18 protein-coding genes and 1 riboswitch are annotated in these 23899 nt (G+C 71.3%); of the genes, 7 read left to right on the forward strand and 11 right to left on the reverse strand.

What is annotated here, in order from left to right; translation table 11 throughout:
* Positions 1 to 56: 56 nt before the first annotated feature.
* Positions 57 to 1193, reverse strand: coding sequence for a hypothetical protein (locus NYO99_RS04635; RefSeq protein ID WP_268165917.1), 1137 nt, complete (start codon positions 1191 to 1193; stop codon positions 57 to 59).
* A 57-nt stretch (positions 1194 to 1250) separates the two neighbouring features.
* A riboswitch (TPP riboswitch) is annotated at positions 1251 to 1374 on the forward strand.
* Positions 1375 to 1470: 96 nt separating this feature from the next.
* Between NYO99_RS04635 and thiC the strand changes: the two genes are divergently transcribed.
* From thiC to NYO99_RS04660, 5 genes are read left to right on the forward strand one after another with little or no spacing between them, the layout of a single operon-like run.
* On the forward strand, positions 1471 to 3351 hold the full coding sequence (gene thiC / locus NYO99_RS04640) for a phosphomethylpyrimidine synthase ThiC (protein ID WP_268166463.1): 1881 nt from the start codon (positions 1471 to 1473) through the stop codon (positions 3349 to 3351).
* Between the two features lie 2 nt (positions 3352 to 3353).
* Positions 3354 to 4352, forward strand: a complete 999-nt coding sequence (locus NYO99_RS04645) for an FAD-dependent oxidoreductase (protein WP_268165918.1) — start codon at positions 3354 to 3356, stop codon at positions 4350 to 4352.
* A complete protein-coding gene (thiS, locus tag NYO99_RS04650) occupies positions 4345 to 4548 on the forward strand; it encodes a sulfur carrier protein ThiS (protein WP_268165919.1) in 204 nt (67 codons plus the stop codon). Before NYO99_RS04645 ends, thiS begins: the two co-directional genes overlap by 8 nt.
* A 2-nt stretch (positions 4549 to 4550) precedes the next feature.
* The gene (locus tag NYO99_RS04655; RefSeq protein ID WP_326494818.1) at positions 4551 to 5339 is read left to right on the forward strand and encodes a thiazole synthase; all 789 of its coding nucleotides are present in this window, start codon (positions 4551 to 4553) and stop codon (positions 5337 to 5339) included.
* Positions 5336 to 6883, forward strand: a complete 1548-nt coding sequence (locus tag NYO99_RS04660; protein ID WP_268165920.1) for a bifunctional hydroxymethylpyrimidine kinase/phosphomethylpyrimidine kinase — start codon at positions 5336 to 5338, stop codon at positions 6881 to 6883. Before NYO99_RS04655 ends, NYO99_RS04660 begins: the two co-directional genes overlap by 4 nt.
* On the opposite strand, the gene NYO99_RS04665 is transcribed toward NYO99_RS04660, so the two are convergent.
* The 5 genes from NYO99_RS04665 to NYO99_RS04685 all read right to left on the reverse strand — a co-directional run bounded on the left by NYO99_RS04665 (position 6856) and on the right by NYO99_RS04685 (position 13080).
* Entirely contained in the window at positions 6856 to 7461 is a 606-nt protein-coding gene (locus NYO99_RS04665) for a 3'-5' exonuclease (protein WP_268165921.1), read from the reverse strand. The genes NYO99_RS04660 and NYO99_RS04665 overlap by 28 nt on opposite strands.
* Positions 7462 to 7480: 19 nt before the next feature.
* Positions 7481 to 9298, reverse strand: coding sequence for a putative bifunctional diguanylate cyclase/phosphodiesterase (locus NYO99_RS04670; RefSeq protein WP_268165922.1), 1818 nt, complete (start codon positions 9296 to 9298; stop codon positions 7481 to 7483).
* Positions 9295 to 9858: a YfiR family protein gene (locus NYO99_RS04675; protein ID WP_268165923.1), complete on the reverse strand. Its 564-nt coding sequence runs from the start codon at positions 9856 to 9858 to the stop codon at positions 9295 to 9297. Before NYO99_RS04675 ends, NYO99_RS04670 begins: the two co-directional genes overlap by 4 nt.
* A gap of 5 nt (positions 9859 to 9863) precedes the next feature.
* Entirely contained in the window at positions 9864 to 11834 is a 1971-nt protein-coding gene (locus NYO99_RS04680; RefSeq protein ID WP_268165924.1) for a TonB-dependent receptor plug domain-containing protein, read from the reverse strand.
* A 130-nt stretch (positions 11835 to 11964) separates the two neighbouring features.
* Positions 11965 to 13080, reverse strand: a complete 1116-nt coding sequence (locus tag NYO99_RS04685) for an ABC transporter substrate-binding protein (RefSeq protein WP_268165925.1) — start codon at positions 13078 to 13080, stop codon at positions 11965 to 11967.
* 300 nt (positions 13081 to 13380) lie between these two features.
* Between NYO99_RS04685 and NYO99_RS04690 the strand changes: the two genes are divergently transcribed.
* Complete coding sequence (locus NYO99_RS04690; protein ID WP_268165926.1) at positions 13381 to 14679, forward strand: oligogalacturonate lyase family protein; 1299 nt, start codon at positions 13381 to 13383, stop codon at positions 14677 to 14679.
* Positions 14680 to 14976: 297 nt separating this feature from the next.
* On the opposite strand, the gene NYO99_RS04695 is transcribed toward NYO99_RS04690, so the two are convergent.
* Together NYO99_RS04695 and NYO99_RS04700 are read right to left on the reverse strand one after the other, a co-directional pair.
* Positions 14977 to 17943 (reverse strand): TonB-dependent receptor, encoded by a 2967-nt coding sequence (locus tag NYO99_RS04695; RefSeq protein WP_268165927.1) that lies wholly within the window; start codon positions 17941 to 17943, stop codon positions 14977 to 14979.
* A gap of 160 nt (positions 17944 to 18103) precedes the next feature.
* Positions 18104 to 19045 carry a LysR family transcriptional regulator gene (locus tag NYO99_RS04700; RefSeq protein ID WP_268165928.1) on the reverse strand — a complete coding sequence of 314 codons (942 nt, stop codon included), beginning with the start codon at positions 19043 to 19045 and terminating at the stop codon, positions 18104 to 18106.
* A 102-nt stretch (positions 19046 to 19147) separates the two neighbouring features.
* Between NYO99_RS04700 and NYO99_RS04705 the strand changes: the two genes are divergently transcribed.
* Entirely contained in the window at positions 19148 to 20167 is a 1020-nt protein-coding gene (locus NYO99_RS04705) for a zinc-binding alcohol dehydrogenase family protein (protein ID WP_268165929.1), read from the forward strand.
* A gap of 15 nt (positions 20168 to 20182) precedes the next feature.
* Here NYO99_RS04705 and NYO99_RS04710 read toward each other — a convergent pair whose 3' ends face one another.
* The 3 genes from NYO99_RS04710 to NYO99_RS04720 are packed head-to-tail and all read right to left on the reverse strand — an operon-like array spanning position 20183 to position 23864.
* The gene (locus NYO99_RS04710; protein ID WP_268165930.1) at positions 20183 to 21628 is read right to left on the reverse strand and encodes a YML083C domain-containing protein; all 1446 of its coding nucleotides are present in this window, start codon (positions 21626 to 21628) and stop codon (positions 20183 to 20185) included.
* Positions 21629 to 21660: 32 nt separating this feature from the next.
* Positions 21661 to 22458 (reverse strand): NRDE family protein, encoded by a 798-nt coding sequence (locus NYO99_RS04715; protein ID WP_268165931.1) that lies wholly within the window; start codon positions 22456 to 22458, stop codon positions 21661 to 21663.
* 17 nt (positions 22459 to 22475) lie between these two features.
* Positions 22476 to 23864 (reverse strand): L-serine ammonia-lyase, encoded by a 1389-nt coding sequence (locus NYO99_RS04720; protein ID WP_268165932.1) that lies wholly within the window; start codon positions 23862 to 23864, stop codon positions 22476 to 22478.
* Positions 23865 to 23899 lie beyond the last annotated feature (35 nt).

The raw sequence follows: 23899 nt of genomic DNA on the forward strand, positions 1-23899 counted from the left end.
GCTTCAGCGCTTTGGGCCGGCCGCGCAAGTGGCCGGCCCTTTTTGCTGAGGCCGGCTCAGGGTTCCAGGTCGAGCCGGCCGTTCAGGTGCTCGGGCGGCGCCACGCTGCGCATCCATTTGACCGACTCCACCCGCCAGCGCGCATCGGCCTGTTTCAGCAGCGCGTAGACGCCCGGCAGGTGGGCGGCGCCGTAGGTCAGGAAGATCTTGTCGTGCGGGTCGGCCAGCAGCCGCTGCACCAGCTGCCGATTGCGGAAGTCGATGGTCACGGCGTCGAACGGGTCACGCGGCCGGGCCTTGGCGCTGCGCGGGCGCAGCAGCAGCGTCAGCATGCCGCGGCAGACGGTGCCCGCAATGGCCTGCTGGCGTTCGTTGCCGCGCCGCTGCCAGGCCACAAAGGCCGCCAGCTGTCGGTTGCCGATGCCGGGCACGCTGCGGCTGGCCTCGCGGTCCTGCATGGCCTCCAGGAAGCTCACATCGGTGGCCAGCAGCCGATCGAACTCCTGTTGCAGCGCGCGCGACGACACGTCCGCCGCCACATGCCGCGCCGGGTGCTGCCGCTTGTCGATCTCCAGTGGTTCGAAGTAGCGGGCCTGAAAGACCAGGCCGCAGGTCGAGGCCAGCTGCTCGTAGGCGCGGGCAAGGTCGGGGCCCGTGCCGAGGTACTCATTCAGCCAGGCATCGGCGCGTGGGTCGGGCAGCACGCCCTCGTAGTAGATGACCGCGCCTTCCACCAGCGCCTTGCCCGCGTCATAGACGACCGAACGGTAGAAGGCGTCGGTGCCCACATGCATCATCCCCTGGAAGGTCAGCGTGCGGCTGCCATTGGTCAGCACCACCTGGGGCTGGATGGGCGGCTTCAGCGACGTGACGAGCGCCAGGTAGTAGACAGGCGCCGCGATGAGCAGGCCGCTCACGCCGTACAGCGCCAGCGTGCTCCTGACCCATGGCCATAACGCCGCGCGTGTGCGGCGCCGCGCCCACCACACGGCGGGCAGTGCCAGCACGGCCGCCGCCGCCAGCAGCGCCAGCGGCAGCCATGTCGCGATCGCCCACAGCACCGGCAGCGCGGCCAGGGTCAGCTGGGCCAGGCTGAAGGCGAGCACCGCGCCCAGTTGCAGTCGCAGTCGTTCCCGCGCCGGGGTGGGCGTGGCCGGCGTGGGGGCGGAGGGACGGGGGCCTGATGAACTCATGGGACGCATCCTGACATGCGCCGGGCTTGCCAAGGACGAGGCCTCACCCGCACAATCGCGCCCGCTCCGGGGTGCCGGGGTCCGCCGCGAGGCGGGCCTTGACGCTGAGACGGTCATCGATGACCGAACCCGTGAACTTGAACCGGCTAGTACCGGCGTAAGGAGAGCGCATGCCAAGCGGCGTGCCATGGACATCACCACCCTCGAGGTGGCTGTTCGGGCGCATCCGCAGGCGGCCTTGGAGCACGTGATCAACCGCCTCCAGGAGACCGCCGCGATGAACGCCCCCGAATCCTCCCTCTCGCTCACCGAGCGCCTGTCGCTGACGCGCGAGCCCTTCCCGGCATCGCGCAAGGTCTACGTGACCGGCAGCCGCGCCGACGTGGCCGTGCCCATGCGCGAGATCGCGCTGACCAACGGCGAGCGCGTCGTCGTGCACGACACCTCCGGCCCCTACACCGACCCGGCTGCGCAGATCGACGTGCGCCGCGGGCTGCCGCCGGTCCGCGCCAGCTGGATCAGCGACCGAGCGGATACCGAGGCCTACGCGGGCCGCACGCGTGTCGCGCTGGACGACGGTGGCAAGGAGGACAACGAGCGCATCGCCGCGCTGCGCGCCGAGGCCGCTGCGCTGCAGCGCCTTCCCCGCCGCGCGCAGGCCGGCGCCAACGTCAGCCAGATGCACTACGCGCGCCGCGGCATCGTCACGCCGGAGATGGAGTTCGTCGCGCTGCGCGAGAACGGCAAGCGCGAATGGATGCGCGACTACCTGGGCGACGCCGAGCGCGAGCAGCGCCTGCGCGGCAACGCGATGGGCGCGCGCATCCCCGACCTCATCACGCCCGAGTTCGTGCGCGACGAGGTGGCGCGCGGCCGCGCCGTGATTCCGGCCAACATCAACCACACGGAGCTGGAGCCGACCATCATCGGCCGCAACTTCCTGGTGAAGGTCAACGCCAACATCGGCAACTCGGCCGTCACGTCCAGCATCGAGGAAGAGGTGGAGAAGCTGGTGTGGAGCATCCGCTGGGGCGCGGACACGGTGATGGACCTCTCCACCGGCCGCAACATCCACACGACGCGCGACTGGATCGTTCGCAACTCACCCGTGCCCATCGGCACCGTGCCCATCTACCAGGCGCTGGAGAAAGTGGGCGGCGTCGCCGAGGACCTGACCTGGGCCATCTTCCGCGACACGCTGATCGAGCAGGCCGAGCAGGGCGTCGACTACTTCACCATCCATGCCGGCCTGCGCCTGCCGTTCATCCACCTCACCACGAAGCGCCGCACCGGCATCGTGTCGCGCGGCGGGTCCATCCTCGCCAAGTGGTGCATCACGCATCACCGCGAGAACTTCCTGTACACGCACTTCGAAGAGATCTGCGAAATCATGAAGGCCTACGACGTGACCTTCTCGCTGGGCGACGGCCTGCGCCCCGGGAGTGCCGCCGACGCCAACGACGAGGCCCAGTTCGCCGAGCTGCGCACGCTGGGCGAGTTGACACAGGTGGCCTGGAAGCACGACGTGCAGACCATGATCGAAGGCCCCGGCCACGTGCCCCTGCACCTGATCCAGGCCAACATGGACGAGCAGTTGAAGCACTGCCACGAGGCGCCGTTCTACACGCTGGGCCCGCTGACCATCGACATCGCACCGGGCTACGACCACATCGCATCAAGCATCGGCGCCGCCATGATCGGCTGGATGGGCACGGCCATGCTCTGCTACGTGACCCCCAAGGAGCACCTGGGCCTGCCCGACCGCGACGATGTGAAGCAGGGGCTGATCGCCTACAAGATCGCCGCGCACGCGGCCGACATCGCCAAGGGCCACCCCGGCGCCCGTGCGCGCGACGATGCGATGAGCAAGGCGCGCTTCGAGTTCCGCTGGCTGGACCAGTTTGCCCTCGGCCTGGATCCCGACACGGCGCGTGACTATCACGACGAGACGCTGCCCAAGGACTCGTCCAAGGAGGCGCACTTCTGCTCCATGTGCGGGCCGAAGTTCTGCTCGATGAAGATCACGCAGGACGTGCGCGACTACGCGGCAGCCCAGGGGCTGGAGGCCGCCGACGTGGTGGCCGACGGCATGGCGCAGAAGTCGGCCGAGTTCAAGGCGGCGGGCGGTGAGTTCTACATCCCCATCGCCAAGGCCTGAGCATGCAGGTCGTCATCGCAGGGGCCGGCGTCATGGGCCGGCTGCTGGCCTGGCAGCTGGCGCGCGCGGGCCATCGCGTGGCTGTCGTCGACCCGGCGGACGGCCCCGCCCAGCCTGGGGCTGCAGCCTTCACGGCGGCGGGCATGCTGAGCCCGCTGGCCGAGCGCGAACATGCCAGCGCCGAGGTGGCCGCACTCGGCTGGCGCTCGCTGGCCCTGTGGCCCGCGATTGCGCAGGCGCTGGGGCAGCCCGCGCTGGTGCGCACGGCGGGCAGCCTGCTGCTGGCCCATGGCGCCGACCTCGGAGCCGCCCAGCGCGTGCTGTCCCGGCTGCCGGCCGGGCCGCAGCCGCTGGACCGCGCGGCGCTGCAGGCGCTGGAGCCGGCGCTGGCGCCCGACCTCAAGGCCTGGCTGCTGCCGGGCGAGGGCCAGTTGCTGCCGCATGAGCTGCTGCAGGCGCTGGCCCGCCAGGCCCCCGGTGTCGACTGGTTCTGGGGCCGCCGCGCGGCCTCCGTCCACCCACGGCGCCTGGCGTTGGACGACGGCCAGTGGCTGGACGCCGACCTCGTGATCGACACCCGCGGCCTCGGCGCCCGGCCCGACCTGGCCGCGCTGCGCGGCGTGCGGGGCGAGATCCTGTGGCTGCATGCGCCGGGCGTGGCGCTGCACCACCCGGTGCGGCTGCTGCACCCGCGGCACCGCGTCTACCTTGTGCCGCGGCCGGGCGATGTCATCGTCGTCGGCGCGTCGGAGGTGGAGAGCGAGGACCGCTCGCCCGTCAGCCTGCGCAGCGCCGTGGAGCTGCTGTCGGCCGCGCACAGCGTGCTGCCGGGGCTGGCCGAGGCGCGCATCGTGCACATGGAGACGAACCTGCGCCCCGCGTTGCCGGACCACCAGCCGCACCTGGCGCACCAGCCCGGCCTGCTGCGCATCAACGGCCTGTTCCGCCACGGCTGGCTGCTGGCACCGGCACTGGCGGAACAGGTGCTGGCCCATGTCTGAGTTCACGCTGAACCAGCAAGCCCAGCCCTGGCGCGAGGGCCTGAGCGTTGCCGCGCTGCTGGCCGAGCAGGGCTGGGCGGCCGACGCCGTCGCCACGGCACTGAACGGCTGCTTCGTGCCGCGCGGCCAGCGCGCCGCCACGCTGATCCGGCCTGGCGACGAACTCACCCTCATCCAACCCATCACTGGCGGATAAGCATGTCCTGGACCCTCTACGGCCGCGCGCTGCGCAGCCGCTTTTTGCTCGGCACCGCCGGCTATCCCTCACCCGACGTGCTGCGCCAGGCCATACACGCCAGCGGTGCCCAAGTGGTGACCGTGGGCTTGAAGCGCACGCTGGCGGCCGCCGGTGACAACGGCTTCGTCGCCGCCATCCGCGACACGCTGCGCGAGCTCGGCGGCCACCTGCTGCCCAACACGGCCGGCTGCCGCACGGCGTGCGAGGCCGTCACGCTGGCCCACATGGCGCGTGAGCTCTACGGCACGACCTGGATCAAGCTCGAAGTCGTCGGCGACGAGCACACGCTGCAGCCTGACCCGTGGGAGCTGGTCAGCGCGGCCGAGACCTTGGTGCGCGACGGCTTCGACGTCTTCCCCTACTGCACCGACGACCTCGTCACCTGCCGCCGCCTGCTGGACGCGGGCTGTCAGGTGCTGATGCCCTGGGGCGCGCCCATCGGCTCGGGCCAGGGGCTGATCAACCCCTTCGCGCTGCGCACGCTGCGCGAACGGCTGCCGGGCGTGCCGCTGATCGTGGACGCCGGCATCGGCGCGCCGTCGCATGCGGCGCAGGCGATGGAGCTCGGCTTGGACGGCGTGCTGCTGAACTCCGCCGTCGCGCAGGCGGGCGACCCCGTGCGCATGGCCAGCGCCTTCGGCCTGGCCATCCAGGCCGGGCGGCTGGGCTTCCAGGCCGGCGTGATGGCGAAACAGGACATGGCGGTGGCCAGCACGCCGGTGGGCGGCAGACCTTTGCTGATCCCATGACGGCGCCGACGCTCTGGAGCATTGCCGGGCTGGACAGTGGCGGCGGCGCGGGCCTGTCCGCCGATCAGCGCGCGGCAGATGCGTTTGGGCTGCCCCTGTGCCCAGTGGCGGCGGCGCTGACGGCGCAGAACAGCGTGGCCGTGCAGGCCGTCTTCCCCGTGCCGCCGGAGCAGCTGGACGCGCAGCTCACCGCGCTGGCGCAAGACCTGCCCCCGGCCGTCATCAAGACCGGTCTGCTGGGTGGCGTGGCGCAGCTGCGCATCGTCACGCGCTGGGTCGACCGCCTGCGCGAACGCGGCCCGGTGGCGCTGGTGGTGGACCCGGTGCTGCGCGCCTCCACCGGCGCCAGCTTTGCCGACGACGCGCTGCTGCAGGCCTACCGCGACGAGCTGCTGCCGCGCGCCACGGTCGTCACGCCCAACCGCCGCGAGGCCGCGCGGCTGGTGGGTGAGGGCAGCGCACCGCAGCAGGCCCGGCGGCTGGGCGTGGAGACGGCCTGCATCACCGGCGGCGACGCGGCCGGCCCGCTGGCGCTGGACTGGCTGCACAGCCCGCAGGCCAGCGGCTGGCTGGCGCTGCCCCGCCGCGACGCGCGCAACCACCACGGCACCGGCTGCTGCTTCGCGACGGCGCTGGCGGCCGCGCTGGCCCGCGGCTTCGTGCCGGCCGACGCGGCGGTGCTGGCCAAGATGGCCACCACGTCAGGCCTGCTGGCCGACGCAACCCCCGGCGCGGGCGCCGGCCCGGTGCGGCCGTCGGCAGGCTTCATCACCGATGCGAGCTTGTTGCCCGCGCTGTTCGACACGCCCCCGGCCGCCTGGCCAGCGCGCACGGATGGCCCGCCGGCCGTTGCCGGCGTCTACGGCATCGCTGACAGCGGCGCGCAGGCGGTCGCGCTGTTCGACGCGGGGCTCAGGGTCGTGCAACTACGCCTCAAGCGCGCCGACGGCGAGAGCGGCGCCGCCTGGCACACCCGCCTGGCCGCCGAGGTGCAGCCCGCGCGCGATGCCGCGCGCCAGCACGGCGCGACCTTCATCGTCAACGACCACTGGCGCGCCGCGCTGGCGTTGGGGGTGGACTTCGTGCACCTCGGGCAGGAGGACCTGCTGGCGTTGGCGGCCGATGACCGGGCCGACCTGGCCCAGGCCCGCGCACGCGGCCTGCGGCTGGGCCTGAGCTCGCACAGCCTGTGGGAGCTGGCCCGAGCCGTGGCCTGGGCGCCCGACTACGTGGCCTGCGGCCCGGTGTGGCCCACGCTCACCAAGGCCATGCCGTGGCGGCCGCAGGGGTTGGACAACCTGGCCTGGTGGGGGGCGATGTCGCCGCTGCCGGTCGTCGGCATCGGCGGCGTGATGGCGCCAGACCAGCTGATGCAGATCGCCGCGGCGGGGGCGGCGGCCGGCTGCGTGGTGCGCGGCCTCAAGGCGCTGCCGGTGCAGGACTGGCAGGCCGCCTGGCGCCGCGGCCTGGCCACGCCCTTGACGCCCGAGCCAGGCTGGCCGCATCCGTCGCTGGATCAGCCGCCTGCGGTCAGTGCCTTGTAGACCAGCAGCGACGCGTGCGCATCGTTGGCCGCGTACTGCAACTGCTGCGGCGTCAGCGTTGGATTGGCCCAGTTGGATGTGGTGGCCTTCTTGGACTTGGCGAAGCGCTGGCCCAGCACGACGGCCACGGCGACCTTCAGGCCGACCGCGTCCTTGAAGCCCAGCCGCTTCACCAACTGCGATACGTCGATGGACTTGCCCAGCGTCAGCCCCAGCTTGCGCTGGATCTGCGGCCGGTCGGACGCGAGGCCGAAGCCGACCTTGATGACCTCGTCCGACTCGATCATGGCGCGCAGGAAGTCCGCCACGCCGGGCATGGCCGTCTGCACGATGAAGGCGTCGCTGGCCGTGGCGAACTGGATGACCTCGGGCCCGGTCTGTGGCTGGCCGGCGACGAAGGTGGGCTTGCTCTCGGTGTCGAAGCCCACGTGCTGCGCGGCGCGCAGGGCCTGCTCGGCGGCGGCCAGCTGATCGGCCGTCTTCAGCAGGTGGATGCGCGCTGGCGGCAGGGCCGGGTAGGGCGGCAGCGTGGCGATCTGCTCGGGGGTGGGGCGGGGCAGCGGGGAGCGGGCTTGCATCGGGCGCAGTATGGCCGGCTCAGGGCGCACCGCTGCCGAGCAGCGCCGGCACCTCGGCCGCCAGCACCGGCTTGCTGAAGCCGAAACCCTGCATCAGGTCGCAGCCCATCGAGATCAGCGCCGCCTCGTCAGCAGCCAGCTCCACGCCTTCGGCCACCACCAGCATGTGCATGGCGTGGGCCACATGCACCATGGCCTCCACCAGCGTGCGGGAGTCGGCGTTGGCCGAGAGCCCGTGTACGAACAGGCGGTCGATCTTGAGTTTGCGGCACCGGATGCGCCGCAGGTAGGCCAGCGAGCTGTAGCCGGTGCCGAAGTCGTCGATGGCCAGGCCATAGCCCAGGCCCTGCAGCGTGAAGACGAAGGAGTCGGGCTGGTCCAGATCCTCGAAGCCGGCGCTCTCGGTCAGCTCGAACTCGATCTCGTTGGGTGTCAGCTGCAGCTGCTTGAGCGCCTGCAGGAAGCGGTCGCGGTGCTGCGGCTTGCGGCATTGCTCCCAGGACAGGTTCAGTGCGACCAGCGGACAGCTCAGCCCGCGCGCCTTCCAGGCGTCCAGGTCACGGCGCAGCAGCGCCAGTGCGGCCAGCCCCAGGTCGACGATGAGGCCGGAACGCTCGGCCACCGGGATGAACTCGGCCGGCGAGACCCAGCCCCGTTGGGGATGCTTCCAGCGCGCCAGTGCCTCGAAGCCGCGGATGCGCCGCTGGGCGTCGTACTGGGGCTGGTAAGCCAGCACGAGCTGGTCGTCCGCCTGCAGGGCCAGGCTCAGGTCGTGCTCCAGTGCCAGGCGCTGTTGCAGGGCTTCGCCGATCTGCGGCGTGAAGAGCTGGAAGCTGTCCTTGCCCAACTGCTTGGCGTGGCGCAGTGCGGCGTCGGCGCGGCGCAGCGCCTCGCTGGCGTCCTGGGCGTGCTGGCCCAGCGTCACGGCGCCGGCGCTGACATGCAGCGGCAGCCAGTGCCCGTCATGCATGACCGGCTCGCTCAGTGCGTGCTGCAGGTGGGCGACATGGGCGCGCAGGGCGTCGCCGCCGAGCTTGGGCAGCAGCATCGCGAACTCGTCGGCCGACAGTCGGGCCACCTGGTCGCCCGGCCGGCACAGCAGGCGCAGGCGCTGGCCCACGGCCTGCAGCACGGCGTCGCCAGCGGCATGGTGGTGCTGGTCGTTGATCTGCTTGAAGTTGTCCAGGTCCAGGATCAGCAGCGTGCCGGCCTGCTCCTGCTGCAGCGCGCGGTCCAGCAGGGTGCGCATGTGATCGCGGTTGGGCAGGTCGGTCAGCGCGTCGAAGCGGGCCAGGTAGCGTGTGCGGCGCTCGACCTCCTTGATCTGGGCGCGCAGCCGCTTGCCGAGCACCCAGGCGAGCCCGGCCGTGGCGGCCAGCGTGGCCAAAGTGGCGCCGAGGAACTGGCCGAGGTCCAGCCACATGGGCAGCCGGCTGGCCTGCACGGTCAGGGTGCCGACGCGCAGCGCGTCAGCGCTGACAGGCACCTCGACGACGAGGCTGCCGGCCAGCGCCTCCAGCCGCGAGGCGGGGGCGGCCTGGCGGGTGTAGGCGGTGAACAGCTCGCCATCAGCGCGCGTCAGCCGGGCCTGCAGGATGGCGGGGCTTTGCTGCAGCGCGCTGAGGCTTTCTCTGGCGTCGTCGCGGCTGTCGAACACCAGCGCGGCCGACACGGTCTGCGCCACGATGCTGGCTTGCGTGTGCAGGTCGCTGAGCTGGCGCTCCGCCAGGCGCAGGTACTGCAGCAGGCTCAGCACGAGGGCGAAGGCCAGCAGCGCGGCCAGCGCTACCACCAGTTCGCGCAGTCGCTCGAAGGCGTCGGCGAAGTTGTGTTTCATGGCTGGCCGGTCTGGTGCCGGACGTAGCGCGCCAGGCGCAGCAGCTTGGTGTTGATGGCGAGGCCAACGCGGCGCGCAGCGTATAGTTCGACGTCGAACACGATGCGGCCGTCCTCGATCTGCAGGTTGATCATGGCGCCATGCTCCAGCATGGTGGAAGCGTCGGACACGACGAGCACGGGCAGGTCTGCCAGCACCGGGCGCAGCGGCGGGTTGGGCGCAGGCAGGTACAGCAGGTGGCAGCCGGCCAGCGGGTCGGAGCGCCCCAGGCGCCGCGTCTCGATGGTGAACTGCCGGATGGGCCGGCCGGCCAATGCCTGCAGCGCGGCATCGACCCGGCCGTCGCCCATCGTGCACAGCTGCAGGCTGCGCCCGAGCGATTCGCGCTCCGGTGGCCAGGTGACGAACATCAACACGCGATAAACCACCTCGGCCTTCAGCGCCTCAGGCGTGCCGGACTGCGCGCCAGCGGCCGCCGGACACAGGCCAGCCAGCAGCACCGCAGCGCTCAGCCCACAGCGGCGCAGCGTGTCGGCGAGTGGAGGCAGCCAGCGTCGCATGGCACTCAGAGCGTGAACCGCCAGTCGATGCGCCAGGTGCGGCCGGTCTGGGGGATGGCGCTCAAGGCGGTGTCAGGCGTGGACGGGTCCTGGTTGCGCCGGTTCAGGGCATTGCCCAGGTGCAGCGCCAGGCTCTGATCGGCGCGGAACTGCCAGCGCAGGTGTGCGTTGAGCAGCAGCGTCGGCGGGACCGGGGCCCGCCCGTGCCGTGCGCTCAGCCAATGCAGTTCGCCGCCCAGTTTCCAGCCGTTCACCAGCGGCGTGACGGCATGGCCCTTGAGCATCCACCGGGGCGCATTGCTGAGCTGCCGGCCCGCGGCGTCGCGCGCATGCATCCAGGAGCCGCTGCCGCGCCAGAGCCAGCCATCGGTCGAGCGCTGCTCGATGCTGAGATCCACGCCGGTCAGCGTCACCCGGCCGAGGTTGCGGTACTGGACGACGGCGTCGGGCGCGTCCGTCAGCGGCACAAGCTCGATCAGCCGGCGCAGCCGCGTGTGATAGGCATTGGCGCCCAGCGCCAGCCCATTGCGCAGCACACGCTCCCAGCTCAGCTCGGCCGAGTCCAGGCGTTCGGGCTTGAGCGCGGTGTTGCTGATCTGGCTGACGCCGCCGTCGTCGTAGAAGCGCTCGTAGAGGTTTGGCGTGCGAAAGGACTGGGCCCACATGAACTTCAGCGACTCCCGCTCATCCGGCCGCACCGCCAGCACCGCGCGCGGCGACACCGCCGCCTTGAAGCCGCGCACATGGTCCACGCGCAGGCCGGTGGTCAGGTGCAGCGTGGAGGACAGCCGCCATTGGTCCTGGGCGTAGACGGCCACGGAATCCTGCGTGACGCGCGAGTCCAGGCTGAGCTTGTAGGGCTGCTCGTCGAAGTTGCGCTGCAGGCCCTGCGGTGCACTGCGCAGCTCGGCGCCCAGCATCAGCTGGTGGTTGAGCAGGCCGCGCCACAGCAGCCGGCCTTCCAGCGTGGCCCACTGCGCGCGGGCCACATCGCGGTTGATGAGGTCGGGGTCCTGCGCGAAGACATAGCGGCCGCGGAACTCATAGCCCGCCAGGCTCAGCCGTACGACGCGCCGCACATCGTCCTGCCAGCCGTTGTCATGGCTGAGCTCGGCCAGCGCCAGGCTGTCGCTGTACTGGGTGCCGGCCACGCCGGCCAGCGTGCCGTAGGGGGCGGTCGGGGCCTCCTTGTCGCGACGCACCGCGTTCAGTGACAGGCGCCAGCCGCCATGCCGCAGCTTGGCGAGCAGCGCGGCCTGGCGCTCGCCGTCCAGCCCGCGCACCCAGCCATCGGGCGTGCCCAGCTCGGGCAGGTACAGGTTCTCTCCCGCGTTGTGTTGCAGGTTCAGCCCCACGAACAGGTCGCGCTCAGACCCCGAGGCCGCACCGTAGTGCGCCTCGAAGCGCCGCTGCCGCTCGCTGCCCAGGCTGGACTGCACCGTCAGGCCGGGGGCGTCCGAGCCGTCCAGCGTGACGACGTTGACGACGCCCAGCAGCGCATTGCTGCCGTACACCGACGAGCCGGGGCCATGCACCAGCTCCACGCGCTTGACCCATTCGGCGATCACGGGCAGCTCCAGCTGCGGCAGGCCCTGGTCGTAAATGGCGTCGTTGATGCGCTGGCCATCGATGGCCATCAGCACGCGGGCGCTGTAGTCGCCGGGACGGTTGAAGCCCCGCAGGCCCAGGGCGCTGTAGCTGCGCGAATTGCTGAGGTAGACGCCGGGCAGCCTGGCGAGCATGTCGCCCACGGTCTGGTGCCCGAGCGCCGCCGCTTCGGTGCGCTCCAGCACGCTGACCGAGGCCGGCGCCTCCATCAGGCTCTGGGCATAGCGGGAGGGGCCTTGCACCTCGCGTTTGAGCAGGGCCTCCAGGGCCTTGTCGTCGTCGGCGGTGTCGTCGCCCGCGCCAGCGAGGGCGAGCGGCGTGAGGGCAAGCAGGGGCAGACAGCGCAGTGCGCGCGCAAAGGGGGGCACGTCGTGAGGCGCCGCCGTGGCCGGCAGGCGCGTGGATGCGATGCGGCGAGCTTATCTGCCGCCGTCGCACGGCCGTTTGTCAGATGTCACGTGGCCGCGCGATTCAGGCGCGCACTGCAGCGCCGCCGCGTCACCGGCGGAACTTGCCGTCCTCGCCGATGATGGACAGGTCGACGAAGTCCACGCCCGAGTGGTCGGTCGCGCTGAAGCTGACCTCCAGGCCACCGAGATCCACGCGCTTGAAGGTCTCCAGCGCCGTGCGCAGCTTGTCGCGTGTGGGGTTGGGGCCGGCGCGCTTGAGGCCCTCCACCAGCACCTTGGCTGCCGTGAAGCCCTCCACCATGGCGGGCGTGATGTCCTCGGCGCCGCGGGCGCGCGCCAGCTCGCGGGCTTCGCGGATGATGGCCGCCGAGATCGAGCGTTCATATGGCGAGACCTGGGTCACGATGGTGCCGCGCCCGTGTTCACCCAGCAGCTTGATGAAGCCGGCCGACGCATTGTTGGACAGCGTGACGATCTGCGCCCGCGAGCCCGCGCGGCGCAGGGCGGCCACGCCGTCGGCCACCGCCTGGCCCGCGCCGATGAACAGCACGGCCTGCGCGTCGGCCGCCAGCACCTTGGGCACGATGGCGCTGAAGTCGGGCTTGCTGCGGTCGAACTTCTCGATGAAGGCCGGCTGCTTGGCCAGCGACTCAAAGGTCTTGAGCGCGCCCTTGATGGCGTCGGCCCCGAAGCTGTCGTCCACCTGCACGATGCCGATGCGCGTCATGCCGACGAGGCTGAGGTGGCGCACGGCGCGGTCGGCCTCGCGTTGGTAGGTGGCGCGCACATTGAACAACCATGGGTGCACGGGTGCATGCAGGGCCATGGCGCCCGTGGAGGGCGCAATCAGCGGCACCTTGTGCTCGGTGAGCAGCGGCATGACGGCCTGGGTGTGCGGCGTGCCACGCGTCAGGAACAGTGCCAGCACGTTCTTCTGCATGATCAGCTCGCGGGCGTTGTCGGCCGCCAGCTTGGGCTCGAACTTGTCGTCCATCGTCAGGACCTGGATGGTCTGACCGTTCACGCCGCCGCGGGCATTGACCGAGTCCAGATAGAGCTTGGCGCCGTCGCTGACCTCCTTGACGCCCGCGGCCACCGGCCCGCTGAAGCCCGCGGTCTGGCCGATCAGGATTTGCGCCCGCGCGTGACCACAGGCCAGCATGGCCAGGGCCAGCACTGGCATCAGGAATTTGCTTCGAATCATGGGGTGTGTCTCCTCTGGGTCTGGGGTGCCGATCGGTTCAAAGGCAGCAGGCGCGCATTGTGGCAATGCATGCGGTGCGACGCTCGCGGGCGCCGCGATGCCCGGGCGCGGGCCGGCGGCGGCGCATCTTCCAGGGGCGGGGCGTCGGCGTCCGTGAGATTTGGTGAGTGGCGCCCAGCCGGCGGCGACGTCTGCCACCTGTTCACGCGCCAGCGGTGCTCGGATCAATCGCTTGAGCGATCGCGCTGCTGGGCTCGGCGGCCGGCGGCTGCTGGCTAGCATCAATCTTTTGCGCTGACCATGCCTGCTTCGCCCCTGACCCGCTTGACCCGCCTCGCGCTTGCGCTCGCTCTGGCCACGTCCGGGGCAGTTGCCCCGGCAGCGCCTGCCGCCGCGCCTGCGGGCGCCGCCCCGGCCAGTTGGCTGGACACCACGACCGGCCAGCGCATCGTGCGTGTGGACGACAGCCCCGGCGTCTACGCGCTCTACTTCAACTACAACCCGTTCACGCCGCAGGGCGATCTGATGATCTACCTCACTCCCGAGGGCATCCGCGTCGCCGACACCAAGACCTGGCAGACCCGGCTGGTGCTCAAAGCCGGCGTGGACCGGCTGCTGTTCGCCGGCCCGAAATCGCGCTCGGCCTACTACACGACGCGCGCCACGAACGTGGACGACGGCGGGCCGTCCACCGTGTGGGCCGTGGACCTGGACAGCGGCAAGACCCGCCGCATCGCCGAGCTGCCCGGCGGCCGCGTGATGGCGATCAATGCCGACGAGACGCTGCTGGCCGGCGTGTGGGAAACCTCGCCGCCGCCGCCCGAGATCGCGCGCCAGGGCCGGCGCGACCCGGTGACCGGCTCGCCGGCCTATGCCGGTGTCGACAAGGACGGCAAGCCGCTGTCCTTCGCCGCTGCCAAGGGCCAGTGGATGGCCGCGCGGCTGGCCGCGCGCGTGCCGATGGAGATGTACAGCGTGACGATCGCCACCGGCGAGCGCAAGACCATCCACCGCGCGACCGACTGGCTGAACCACCTGAAGTTCTCGCCCACCGACCCGGCGCTGCTGATGTTCTGCCACGAGGGCCCGTGGCACGAGGTGGACCGCATCTGGACCATCCGCACCGACGGGTCGCAGCTCACCAAGATCCACACCCGCACCATGGCCGGCGAGATTGCCGGGCACGAGTTCTGGGGGCGTGACGGCCAGACCGTCTGGTACGACCTGCAGACGCCGCGTGGCGGCGTGACCTGGCTGACGGGGCGCAACCTCGTCACCGGCGAACAGTGGCGTTATGAGGTGGCACGCGACCAGGCCTCCTACCACTTCATGCAGTCGCCCGACGGGCAGATGTTCTCGGGCGATGGCGGCAACGCCGGCAAGTGGATCAGCCTGCTCAAGCCGGTGCTGCGCGAGCGCCCGGTGCCGGGCCTGATCACGCCCGGCAAGCTGGAGAGCATCCGCGTGGCCGACCTGTCCCGCCACGACTACACGCTGGAGCCCAACCAGCACTTCACGCCGGACGGCAAGTGGCTGGTGTATCGATCGAACCTCGAAGGCCGGCCAGTGATCTACGCCGTCGAGCTCCCGCCCCGCTGAGCGCGGCGGGCACTCGGTTCTAGGTAGCCGGGCCGAGCGCCGGGCCGCTCCCAAGCCGGCCCGGCAAGGCGATGTGCGTGTGGCTCCATGCCGCACGCATCGCCGTCCCCTCGGGGGACCGCCTGGGCTCGCCCGCGTTCAGCGACGCGCCGTTGTTCGTCTTCGGGCCGAGCGCCGGGCCGCTCCCAAGCCGGCCCGGCAAGGCGATGTGCGTGCGGCTCGACGCCGCACGCATCGCCGTCCCCTCGGGGGACCGACCAGACGCGCCGCGTTCAGCAGGCGCGACTGGGCGAGGGGTCAAAACTTGTACGACATGCCCACCCCGAACGTCCGCCCGAAGTGCGCGTACAGCAGCGTGTCATCCCGCTGCGAATCGCGGCCGTAGCGCAGCGGCTGGTCGGTCAGGTTGGCCGCCTCGAAGCTCACCTTCAGCTTGGGGCTGACGTTGTACGACGCCGAGAAGTCGACGTTGGTCGACGCGTTGACGAAGGTCACGTCATGGCCGTTCACGTCACCCAGCACGTTGAACAGGTACTTGGAGCGGTAGGCCGCCGATACGCGGGCGCTGAACTTGCTGTCCTCGTAGTACAGCGTCAGGTTGCGTGCATCGGGCGACATGCCCACCAGCGCCGCGTTCATGGCCAGCTGCGGCAGCGTGGGCGTGGCGGTGCGGGTGATGTAGTTGATGGTCGACTTCACGTGCGTGATGTTGGCCAGCATGCCGAAGTTGCTCCACACGCCCGGCAGGAAGCTGAACGGCATCTGCAGGTTCAGCTCGTAGCCAGTCAGCGGGCCGCCCGGGGTGTTGGCCGCGCGGCTGACCGTCACGGTCGAGGACGGCAGCGTCGGGCAGGCCGGAATGCCGCCGGTGATGGAGCAGGTGCCGCCGCCAGTCAGCAGCGCGTCGGGCAGGCCCAGCGTGTTGTAGGCCACGCGCTCGCTGACGCGCTGGATGTAGGTGTCGATTTTCTTGTGGAAGACGCCGGCCGACAGCATGGAGTTCTTCGCGAAGTACCACTCGGCCTGCAGGTCGTAGGTCTTGGCGCGGATGGGGTCCAGCTGCGGGTTGCCGATGCTGACCGTCTGCGCGTTGGTGTTGACCGAGGCCGAGGGCGCCAGATCCACGTACTCGGGGCGCGACAGCGTCTTGCCGGCCGAGAAGCGCACGAACACGTCCTTGGGCAGCTGGGCGGTCAGGTTGAACGAGGGCAGCACATCGCGGTAGGTCTTGTCGAACGTGACGGGCTGCAGCACGCCGCCCACGTTGACCAGCGCCGACGCGGTGGCCTTGGTCTCGGCCGAGCGCACGCCCGCGTTGCCACGGAAGGTGATGCCGGCGAGCTGGTAGTTGAAGTCGGCCGACAGGTAGGCGGCGTTGATCTTCTCGCTGACCGTGCGGTTGGCCTGGTTCAGCGTCACCAGCTGCGAGCCGGGCACGGCGGCGCAGTTGCACTCGATGTCCCAGACCTTGCGGAACTTGTCCAGGTCCACCGCCACCCACTGGCTGGGGTAGCCCGAGCCTTCCAGACCCTTGCCGAAGTTCGTGATCAGGCGCGACACGCTGGCCATCGTGAAGCCGGCCGGGTTGGCCAGGCCGTTGGCTGCGCCGTAGCTGATCTCGAAGTTGTCCCAGGTGTTGTTGCGCGCCGAGTAGCCGGCCTTGAGGGCGAGGTGGTCGTTGACGTCCCAGGTCGCGCCCACGGCGTTGGTCTTCAGCGTGTTGCCGGTGTTGAGCTGGCGGCCGACGAACTGGCCATGTACGGTGCCATCCGGGTCGGTGGGGCCGAAGGTGAAGTTGGCCGGGTTGGCCACGTCCATGCCGAAGTTCAGCGTCGGCACGTTGCGGTTGTTGCGGAAGTCGAACGAGAAGCCGTTCACGTTGGGCGCGTCGAACTGCACCGTCGTGCGCATGGGCGAGCTCAGCCGGCTGGCCGAGATGCCGGTCATGGCTTCGAGCTTGATGTCGTTGGTGAGCTTGTGTGTGGCGCTCAGCACATGCTGGCGGAAGCTGGTGTTGTTGACGTCCAGCAGGCCCTCGGAGCGCACGTCCACGCCGTTGAACTTGCCGTACTCCCAGCTGCCGTTGCCGTTGAACGAGGCCTCGACGATGGAGGTCTGCGGTTTGCCGTTGGCGGCGGCCAGCGTGCGGCCAAACGAGATGGCCGAGATGTAGTTGTCGTAGCGGTTGTTGTTGAACTGGCCGCCCAGCAGATCCAAGTTGACCTCGGTGGCTTCCGAGGCCTTCCACTGCAGCGCGGCGCTGACGCCCAGGCGCTCGTACTCGGCCACCGAGCGGCGGTAGCGCGGGATGCGCGGGTGGAAGGCGCCGCTGCCGGCGGCCGGTGTGGCCACAGTGCCGCCGTAGTTGTCGGTGCGGCCGAAGACGTTGTTGTAGGCCGTGGTGCTGGAGGTGCGCGGCAGGTTGAAGCCGCAGTTGGCGGCGGTCACGCCGCGCTGGGCGTTGTCGGCCGGGCTCTGCGGCGTGGCGCCCAGCGGCGAGCAGAAGCCGCCGTCGGCGTTGGCGCTCAGCATCTCGACGGCCTCATAGCCTTCCTCGGTCGCGCTGCGCTTGGAGTAGGCGCCTGACACCAGCACGCCCACCTCGCCCACGCCGGTGTTGGCGCGGGTCGAGAACAGCCCTGTCACGCGCGGCGACGAGCTGCGCGCCAGCGTGTTGTAGTTCTGTTGCAAGCCGATGCTCAGCGTCTGGCCCTTGAAGTCGAAGGGGCGGGCGCCGCGCAGGTCCACGGTGGCGCCCAGCGAGCCTTCCTCGATGTCGGCCTGCGAGGTCTTGCGCACTTCCAGGCTGTTGAACAGCTCGGCAGCGAACACCGAGAAGTCGAACGCACGGCTGCGGTTGGTGCTGCCGTTGATGTCCGAGGCGCCGGTAGCCGAGATGGCCTCGATGCCGTTGATGCGCACGCGCGTGAAGCCGGCATTCAGGCCGCGCACGCTGATCTGCTTGCCCTCGCCGCCGTCGCCGCGGGCCAGCGCCACGCCCGGCACGCGCTGCAGCGACTCGGCCAGGTTGGCGTCGGGGAACTTGGAGACGTCCTCGGCCTTGATGACGTCGACGATGCCGTCGGCGTTCTTCTTGCTGGCCAGGGCATTGTTCAGGCTGGCGCGGAAGCCCGTGACCACAACGGCATCGAGCTTGCTCGTGTCTTCCTGGGCCAGGGCCGGGCTGCCGGCCGCTGCGATGGCCAGCGCAATGGCGCTGCGGCGCCAGGGGCCGCGGGTCTTGTTTCCACGAAATTCGGTCATGTCTACTCCAGTCGTCGGTTGCCCTCTGTGGCGGGGCGCTGCGATGGTCATCGGACAACTGGATGGCGGCAATGCTCGGCGGCCAAACGCTCAAGCGGTTGCTTGCCGGGCCTACGGGATAGCCCGGGAGGTGTGGTGATTTGGCGACTGGCGGCGGGCCTCATCCGCCAGGCAGTGTGGCCAGCGTCTGCGAGCAGCGCTCGCGCAGCGCCTGGGCCAGCCGGCGCACGGCGGGGGTGAGGCCGTGGCGGCCCACGGTCATCCAGTGCAGCGGGGCCGGTTCGCCCGTCCAGCCCGGCAGCAGTGCCAGCAGCCGCCCGGCGGCGAGGTCGCTGGCCACGTCCAGCGCGCTCTTGTAGGCCAGGCCCAGGCCGGCCAGCGCCCATTCGCGCACCAGGCCGCCGTTGTCGGCCACGCGCGGCCCGCTGACGTCCACGCTGCGCGTCTCGCCCGCGGGCCCGGTGAAGCGCCAGCGGCCGTGCACGCTGTCGCCCAGCACGAAGCGCAGGCAATGGTGGTCGTACAACTCATCCGGTGTTTGCGGCGCGCCATGCCGGGCCACATAGGCCGGGCTGGCGCACAGCACGCGGCGGTTGCCGGGCGCCAGCGGCAGCGCCACCAGGCGCGAGTCCGCCGGCTCGCCGTAGCGCACCGCGTAGTCCACCGGCTCCTGCAGCAGGTCGGCCAGGCGGTCGCTGAGGCGCAGCTCCAACTGCAGCCGCGCATCAGGCGTGTCGGGTTCCGCGGCGATGAAGTCCTCCATCCAGCGCCACAGATGCTGGCGCCCCAGGTCGCTGGGCAGGCTCACCCGCAGCCGGCCCGTCAGCGGCTGGCCGTCACCCGCGGCCGCGCGCAATGCCGCTTCGCCTTCGGCCCAGGCGGCGAGCAGCTGGCGGGCATGCGGCAGCCACTGCTCGCCGGCCTCGGTCATCCGCAGCCGGCGTGTCGAGCGCTCGAACAGGCGCACGCCCAGTTCGCGCTCCAGCCGCGCGATGGTGGCGCTGGCCTGCACCGGGCCGAGCGCGAGCCGCCGGGCCGCGGCCGAGAAACTGCCCGCCTCGGCAACGGCGACGAAGAGCTGCAGCGGGCCGAGTCGATCCATATTCCTGATAACCATGAAAGTGATTCGCGAATCCTAGGCTTTCTGGTTTGAATGCATCGGCCCACCATCACGGCTTTCCGACTTCGCCGTGAGCGCCTTGCCATGAAAGCCGTTGGCTACACCCAGTCCCTGCCCATCAGTCACCCCGAGGCCCTGCTGGACCTGCAACTGCCCGAGCCCCAGCCCGGGCCGTTGGACCTGCTGGTGCGGGTGGCGGCGGTCTCCGTCAACCCGGTGGACACCAAGGTGCGCCGCAACCGCGCGCCGCAGCCGGGGCAGCCCGAGGTGCTGGGTTGGGATGCCGTTGGCACCGTGCAGGCGCTGGGCGAGGCAGTGACGGGATTCGCCGTCGGGGACCGCGTCTATTACGCCGGCGCGATCAACCGCCCCGGCGCCAATGCCGAGCTGCATGTCGTGGATCACCGCATCGTGGCGCGCGCGCCGGTCAGCCTGTCCGACGCCGAGGCTGCCGCGCTGCCGCTGACCGCCATCACGGCCTGGGAGCTGCTGTTCGACCGCCTGGGTGTGGCCGAGGGCGGCGGCGCGGGCGACAGCCTGCTGGTGCTGGGCGCCGCCGGCGGCGTGGGCTCCATGCTGGTGCAGCTGGCGCGCGAACTGACGCAGCTGCACATCGTCGGCACCGCCAGCCGGCCGGAGACGCAGGACTGGGTGCGCGGCCTGGGGGCGCACGCGGTGGTGGACCACACGCAGCCGCTGCGGCCCCAGCTGGTGGCCGCCGGCCTGCCGCAGGTCAGCCACATCGCCAGCCTGACGCACACCGACCAGCACTGGCCCGCGCTGGTGGACGCGGTGGCGCCGCAGGGCCGCATTGCGCTCATCGACGACCCGGCCACGCCGCTGGACGTGATGGCGCTCAAGCGCAAGTCGGTGTCGCTGCACTGGGAGCTGATGTTCACGCGTTCGCTGTTCGGCACGCCCGACATCGCCGAGCAGGGCCGCCTGCTCGCTCGCGTGGCCGCGCTGGTGGACGCGGGCCGGCTGCGCACGACGCTGAGCCAGCAGCTCAGCCCCATCTGCGCGGCCACGCTGCGTGAGGCGCATGCGCTGCTGGAGTCGGGCCGCATGCGCGGCAAGCTGGTGATCAGCGGCTTTGGCGGCTGAGCGCCCGGGCGCCGTTCACCACTTGCAGCCCTTGCCGCGCGCCGCGTCGATGGCCAGCGGCACGACGGCCAGCAGGCCTGCGCCGCTGTAGGCCTTGCGGCAATCCTTGTTGGCCGCGTCCTCCACCGACTGCTCCAGCTTGGACTTGCGCTCCGGCGGTGGCGGGATCAGGGCGATGACACCGCTGCTGCCGCGCCGGGCCGTCATGTCGCCGCGGGGCAGCGACAGGTTCAGCGGTGCGCGCGGCGCGCTCGCCGCCGCCTGCGGGGGCGGCGCTGCCTCCGGCCCGACGCGGGTGCCGGCGTCCGGGCCGGGCGCCACCCCTGCAGCGCGTGCGGGCGCCTGAATGCGGGCCGCCGGATCGCCCTGGGCGAGGCCAGCGGGCGGGCTGACCTGGCCGGGCAAGCTGCCGGCCAGGTCGCCAAGACCCTCTGGCGCTGGTGTGGCCATCGGGGCACGCGGCGCGGCCGTCGGCTGCAGCGGCGCCACGGCCGCGGCACTTTCGGACTCCAGCCGGCGCACGGGCGCGGGCAGGTCTTGCGCGCCGGGCAGCGCCGTCGTGCTGGCGCTGGTGGGTGCCGGCCGCAGCGCGCTGGCGCGGCTCAACGGCGTGACGGTGCCGCCCTCGGGTGTGGCGGCTTCGAGCCGCTGGACCGGGGCCGGCAAGACGGCGGGCGGCGGCATCGGTGAGGCGCCGGGTGGTGCGGCGCGCAAGTCGGCAGCACGGGGCAGCGCGCCAGTGGTGGCCGGGACCTGCGGCGCTTCCAGCCGGGCCACGGCGTTGGGCAGCTCGGCGGCGGCCGGCAGGGCCGGGGTGGGCGGCGTGGTGGCGCGCAAGTCGGCCGGCCGGGGCAGGGCGGGCGTGAGCGCGGCGGCAGCTGAGGACGCGTCCAGGCGGTTCACGGTCGTGGGCAGCGTGGCGTCCAGCGTGGGCAGATCCGCGCGCGCGGCCGGCAGAGGCGTTGGGGCCAGTCGGGCGGCGGGCGTCAGCGGCGCGACGCTGGCATCGGGGCGCGCTTCCAGCCGCGCGAGCCGGCCGGCGGGCAGGTCGGCGGCCGGTAGGGCGGGCGCGGTGGCCGCGGGCGGCGGGCCCAGGTCCTGGCGCTCCACGGGGCGGAAGCCGTCGGGCAGCACCAGCGTCGCGGTGCTTGTGGCGGCGTCGGCGGGCGCGTCTGTGTGCTCGCTGACGGCCGCTGTGCGTGCTGCCGCTGGGGCCGTGGCGGCCTCGGGCGCGGTGCTGCCGCCGGGTTGGGCGGCCGGTGGTGCATCGCTCTGCGCGCCGCTCAAACCGCGCAGCTTGACGGTCAGGCTGCCCCAGCCGCTTTGGCCTGGCGCGGTGTTGCTGGGGGCGGTGCCGAACATCAGCACCAGCCACACATGCAGCAGCGCCGCCAGCAGCAGGCAGCGCTGCACCAGGCGAGGGTCAGGCGGGCGGCGGGGATGGACGGCGGCGGCGCTCACGGCGGGCCGATTGTGGCCTGCGCCGTGCGGGCTCAGACCGGCCAGCGTGGTAGCCGGTGCTCGCGGCGCGGCAGCGGCTCGCCGTTCGCCGTGACGCTGCGCTCCACGACCCAGGTGGCCCCGTCGGCCTCGCGCACCAGCACCGTCGAGCAGCGTGTGCCGTAGACCGCCGCGCCCGGCCCGGGCGGGATGCGGATGAAGCGCGGTGACAGCAGCCGCTCCCGCTCCAGCCCCACGCCCGTGTCGGGCAGCGCGGTGTCGGGTGCGGTGCTGTCGTCGGCCAGGGCGGCCAGCAGCTGCTCGATCAGTGCCGGCGCGTCGGCGGCCTGCGCCAGCGCGTCGGCCAGGGCGGTGCGCAGGCCGGTGGTCTTGGGCCAGGGTGTGTCCAGCGCGGCGTTGGAGAGGGCATGCAGGCCCGGCCCCAGCTGCTGGGGCGCCGCTGCCCGGTTGCTGAGCCAGTGCCAGGTGTTGCTCGCCACATCAGCCGCGATCAGGTTGAAGCCGTTGTGGCCGGCCGGCAACTGCTGCGCGGCGAAGTCGGCGAGCGGCGCCTTGCTGCGCAGCCAGTCCGTCACCAGCGCACCGCGCGATGGGGCGGCCGCGTCGTTGCGGCCTGGCTCGCGCACATTGGTCAGCAGCGCCAGGCGGCCGGAGCGGGTGAGGCCGAACCAGCTACCACCGGCCGTCAGGTCGCGCCCGGCCAGCAGGTCGGGCTCGTCGGCCCACCAGTCCATCGCCGCTGCGGGGCGTGCAAAGAACTCGTCACGGTTGGCCGCGAGCACCAGCGGAAAGCGTGGATGGGCGTTGAGCGCAAAGGCAGCGAGGCACATGGCTCAGCCCCGCGCCATCAGCACTCGACGATGTTCACTGCCAGGCCGCCGCGCGCCGTTTCCTTGTACTTGGTCATCATGTCGGCGCCGGTGTCGCGCATGGTCTTGATGACCTTGTCCAGGCTCACGAAATGCGTGCCATCACCGCGCAGCGCCATGCGCGCGGCGTTGATGGCCTTGACCGACGCGATGGCGTTGCGCTCGATGCAGGGGATCTGCACGAGGCCGCCCACCGGGTCGCAGGTCAGGCCCAGGTGGTGCTCCATGCCGATCTCGGCGGCGTTCTCCACCTGCTCGGGTGTGCCGCCCATGACGGCGCACAGCGCACCGGCGGCCATCGAGCAGGCCACGCCCACCTCGCCCTGGCAGCCGACCTCGGCGCCACTGATGGACGCGTTTTCCTTGTAGAGGATGCCGATGGCGGCGGCGGTCAGCAGGAAGTCGATGACGCCGTCTTCGGTGGCCCCGTGCACGAAGCGGGCGTAGTAGTGCAAGACAGCCGGCACGATGCCGGCCGCGCCGTTGGTGGGCGCCGTGACGACGCGGCCGCCGGCGGCGTTCTCCTCGTTGACGGCCAGCGCGTACAGGTTGACCCAGTCCATGACCTGCAGCGGGTCGCGCAGCGCCTGTTCGGGGTTGGAGATCAGGCTGTTGAAGAGGCTGGGCGCCCGGCGCTTGACCTTGAAGCCGCCGGGCAGGATGCCTTCGGTCCTGCAGCCGCGCTGCACGCAAGCCTGCATGACGCTCCAGATCTTCAGCAGACCCGCACGCGTCTCGGCATCGGGCCGCCAGTGGCCTTCGTTGCGACGCATGACCTCGGCGATGGACAGGCCGTACTTTTTCGTCAGCGCGAGCAGCTCGTCGCCGGTTTTGAACGGGTAGGGCAGCACGGTGGTGTCGGGGGCGATCACCTTCTGCTTGCTGCCGTCGGCCGCCACCTCGTCGCTGACGATGAAGCCGCCGCCTACCGAGTAGTACACGCGGTTGGCGAGTTCGGCCCCATCAGCATCGAAGGCCAGGCAGCGCATGCCGTTGGCGTGGAAGGGCAGGCTTTCGCGGCGCTTGAAGACGAGATCCTTGGCCTCGTCGAAGCTGATCTGGCGTTGGCCGACGAGGTTCAAATCGCCCGCACGGATGGCGTCAAGCAGCGCGGGAATGGCCTCGACGTCCACCGTGTCCGGCTCATGGCCCGCCAGGCCCAGCAGCACGGCCTTGTCGCTGCCGTGGCCTTTGCCGGTGGCGCCCAGTGACCCGTACAGGATGACCTGAACGCGGGCCACCCGGTCCAGCAGGCCGTCGTGCTGCAGCCGCAGGCCGAACAGGCGCGCGGCGCGCATCGGGCCCACCGTGTGCGAGCTGCTCGGGCCGATGCCGATCTTGAAGAGGTCGAAAACGGAAACGGCCATGTCTGCCTCGGTTCGGTAGAGGGCGGCTTGTGGCC

This window comes from Roseateles hydrophilus (assembly GCF_026712245.1).
GTDB classification, from domain to species: domain Bacteria; phylum Pseudomonadota; class Gammaproteobacteria; order Burkholderiales; family Burkholderiaceae_C; genus Pelomonas; species Pelomonas hydrophilus.

Coding starts and splice junctions, on each gene's coding strand:
- NYO99_RS04715 (WP_268165931.1), bottom strand. CDS start 22,458: ATGTGCCTCGCTGCCTTTGCGCTCAACGCCCATCCACGCTTTCCGCTG.
- NYO99_RS04685 (WP_268165925.1), bottom strand. CDS start 13,080: ATGATTCGAAGCAAATTCCTGATGCCAGTGCTGGCCCTGGCCATGCTG.
- NYO99_RS04660 (WP_268165920.1), top strand. CDS start 5,336: ATGACGGCGCCGACGCTCTGGAGCATTGCCGGGCTGGACAGTGGCGGC.
- NYO99_RS04705 (WP_268165929.1), top strand. CDS start 19,148: ATGAAAGCCGTTGGCTACACCCAGTCCCTGCCCATCAGTCACCCCGAG.
- NYO99_RS04675 (WP_268165923.1), bottom strand. CDS start 9,858: ATGCGACGCTGGCTGCCTCCACTCGCCGACACGCTGCGCCGCTGTGGG.
- NYO99_RS04720 (WP_268165932.1), bottom strand. CDS start 23,864: ATGGCCGTTTCCGTTTTCGACCTCTTCAAGATCGGCATCGGCCCGAGC.
- NYO99_RS04690 (WP_268165926.1), top strand. CDS start 13,381: ATGCCTGCTTCGCCCCTGACCCGCTTGACCCGCCTCGCGCTTGCGCTC.
- thiC (WP_268166463.1), top strand. CDS start 1,471: ATGAACGCCCCCGAATCCTCCCTCTCGCTCACCGAGCGCCTGTCGCTG.
- NYO99_RS04670 (WP_268165922.1), bottom strand. CDS start 9,298: ATGAAACACAACTTCGCCGACGCCTTCGAGCGACTGCGCGAACTGGTG.
- NYO99_RS04645 (WP_268165918.1), top strand. CDS start 3,354: ATGCAGGTCGTCATCGCAGGGGCCGGCGTCATGGGCCGGCTGCTGGCC.
- thiS (WP_268165919.1), top strand. CDS start 4,345: ATGTCTGAGTTCACGCTGAACCAGCAAGCCCAGCCCTGGCGCGAGGGC.
- NYO99_RS04665 (WP_268165921.1), bottom strand. CDS start 7,461: ATGCAAGCCCGCTCCCCGCTGCCCCGCCCCACCCCCGAGCAGATCGCC.
- NYO99_RS04700 (WP_268165928.1), bottom strand. CDS start 19,045: ATGGATCGACTCGGCCCGCTGCAGCTCTTCGTCGCCGTTGCCGAGGCG.
- NYO99_RS04655 (WP_326494818.1), top strand. CDS start 4,551: ATGTCCTGGACCCTCTACGGCCGCGCGCTGCGCAGCCGCTTTTTGCTC.
- NYO99_RS04635 (WP_268165917.1), bottom strand. CDS start 1,193: ATGAGTTCATCAGGCCCCCGTCCCTCCGCCCCCACGCCGGCCACGCCC.
- NYO99_RS04695 (WP_268165927.1), bottom strand. CDS start 17,943: ATGACCGAATTTCGTGGAAACAAGACCCGCGGCCCCTGGCGCCGCAGC.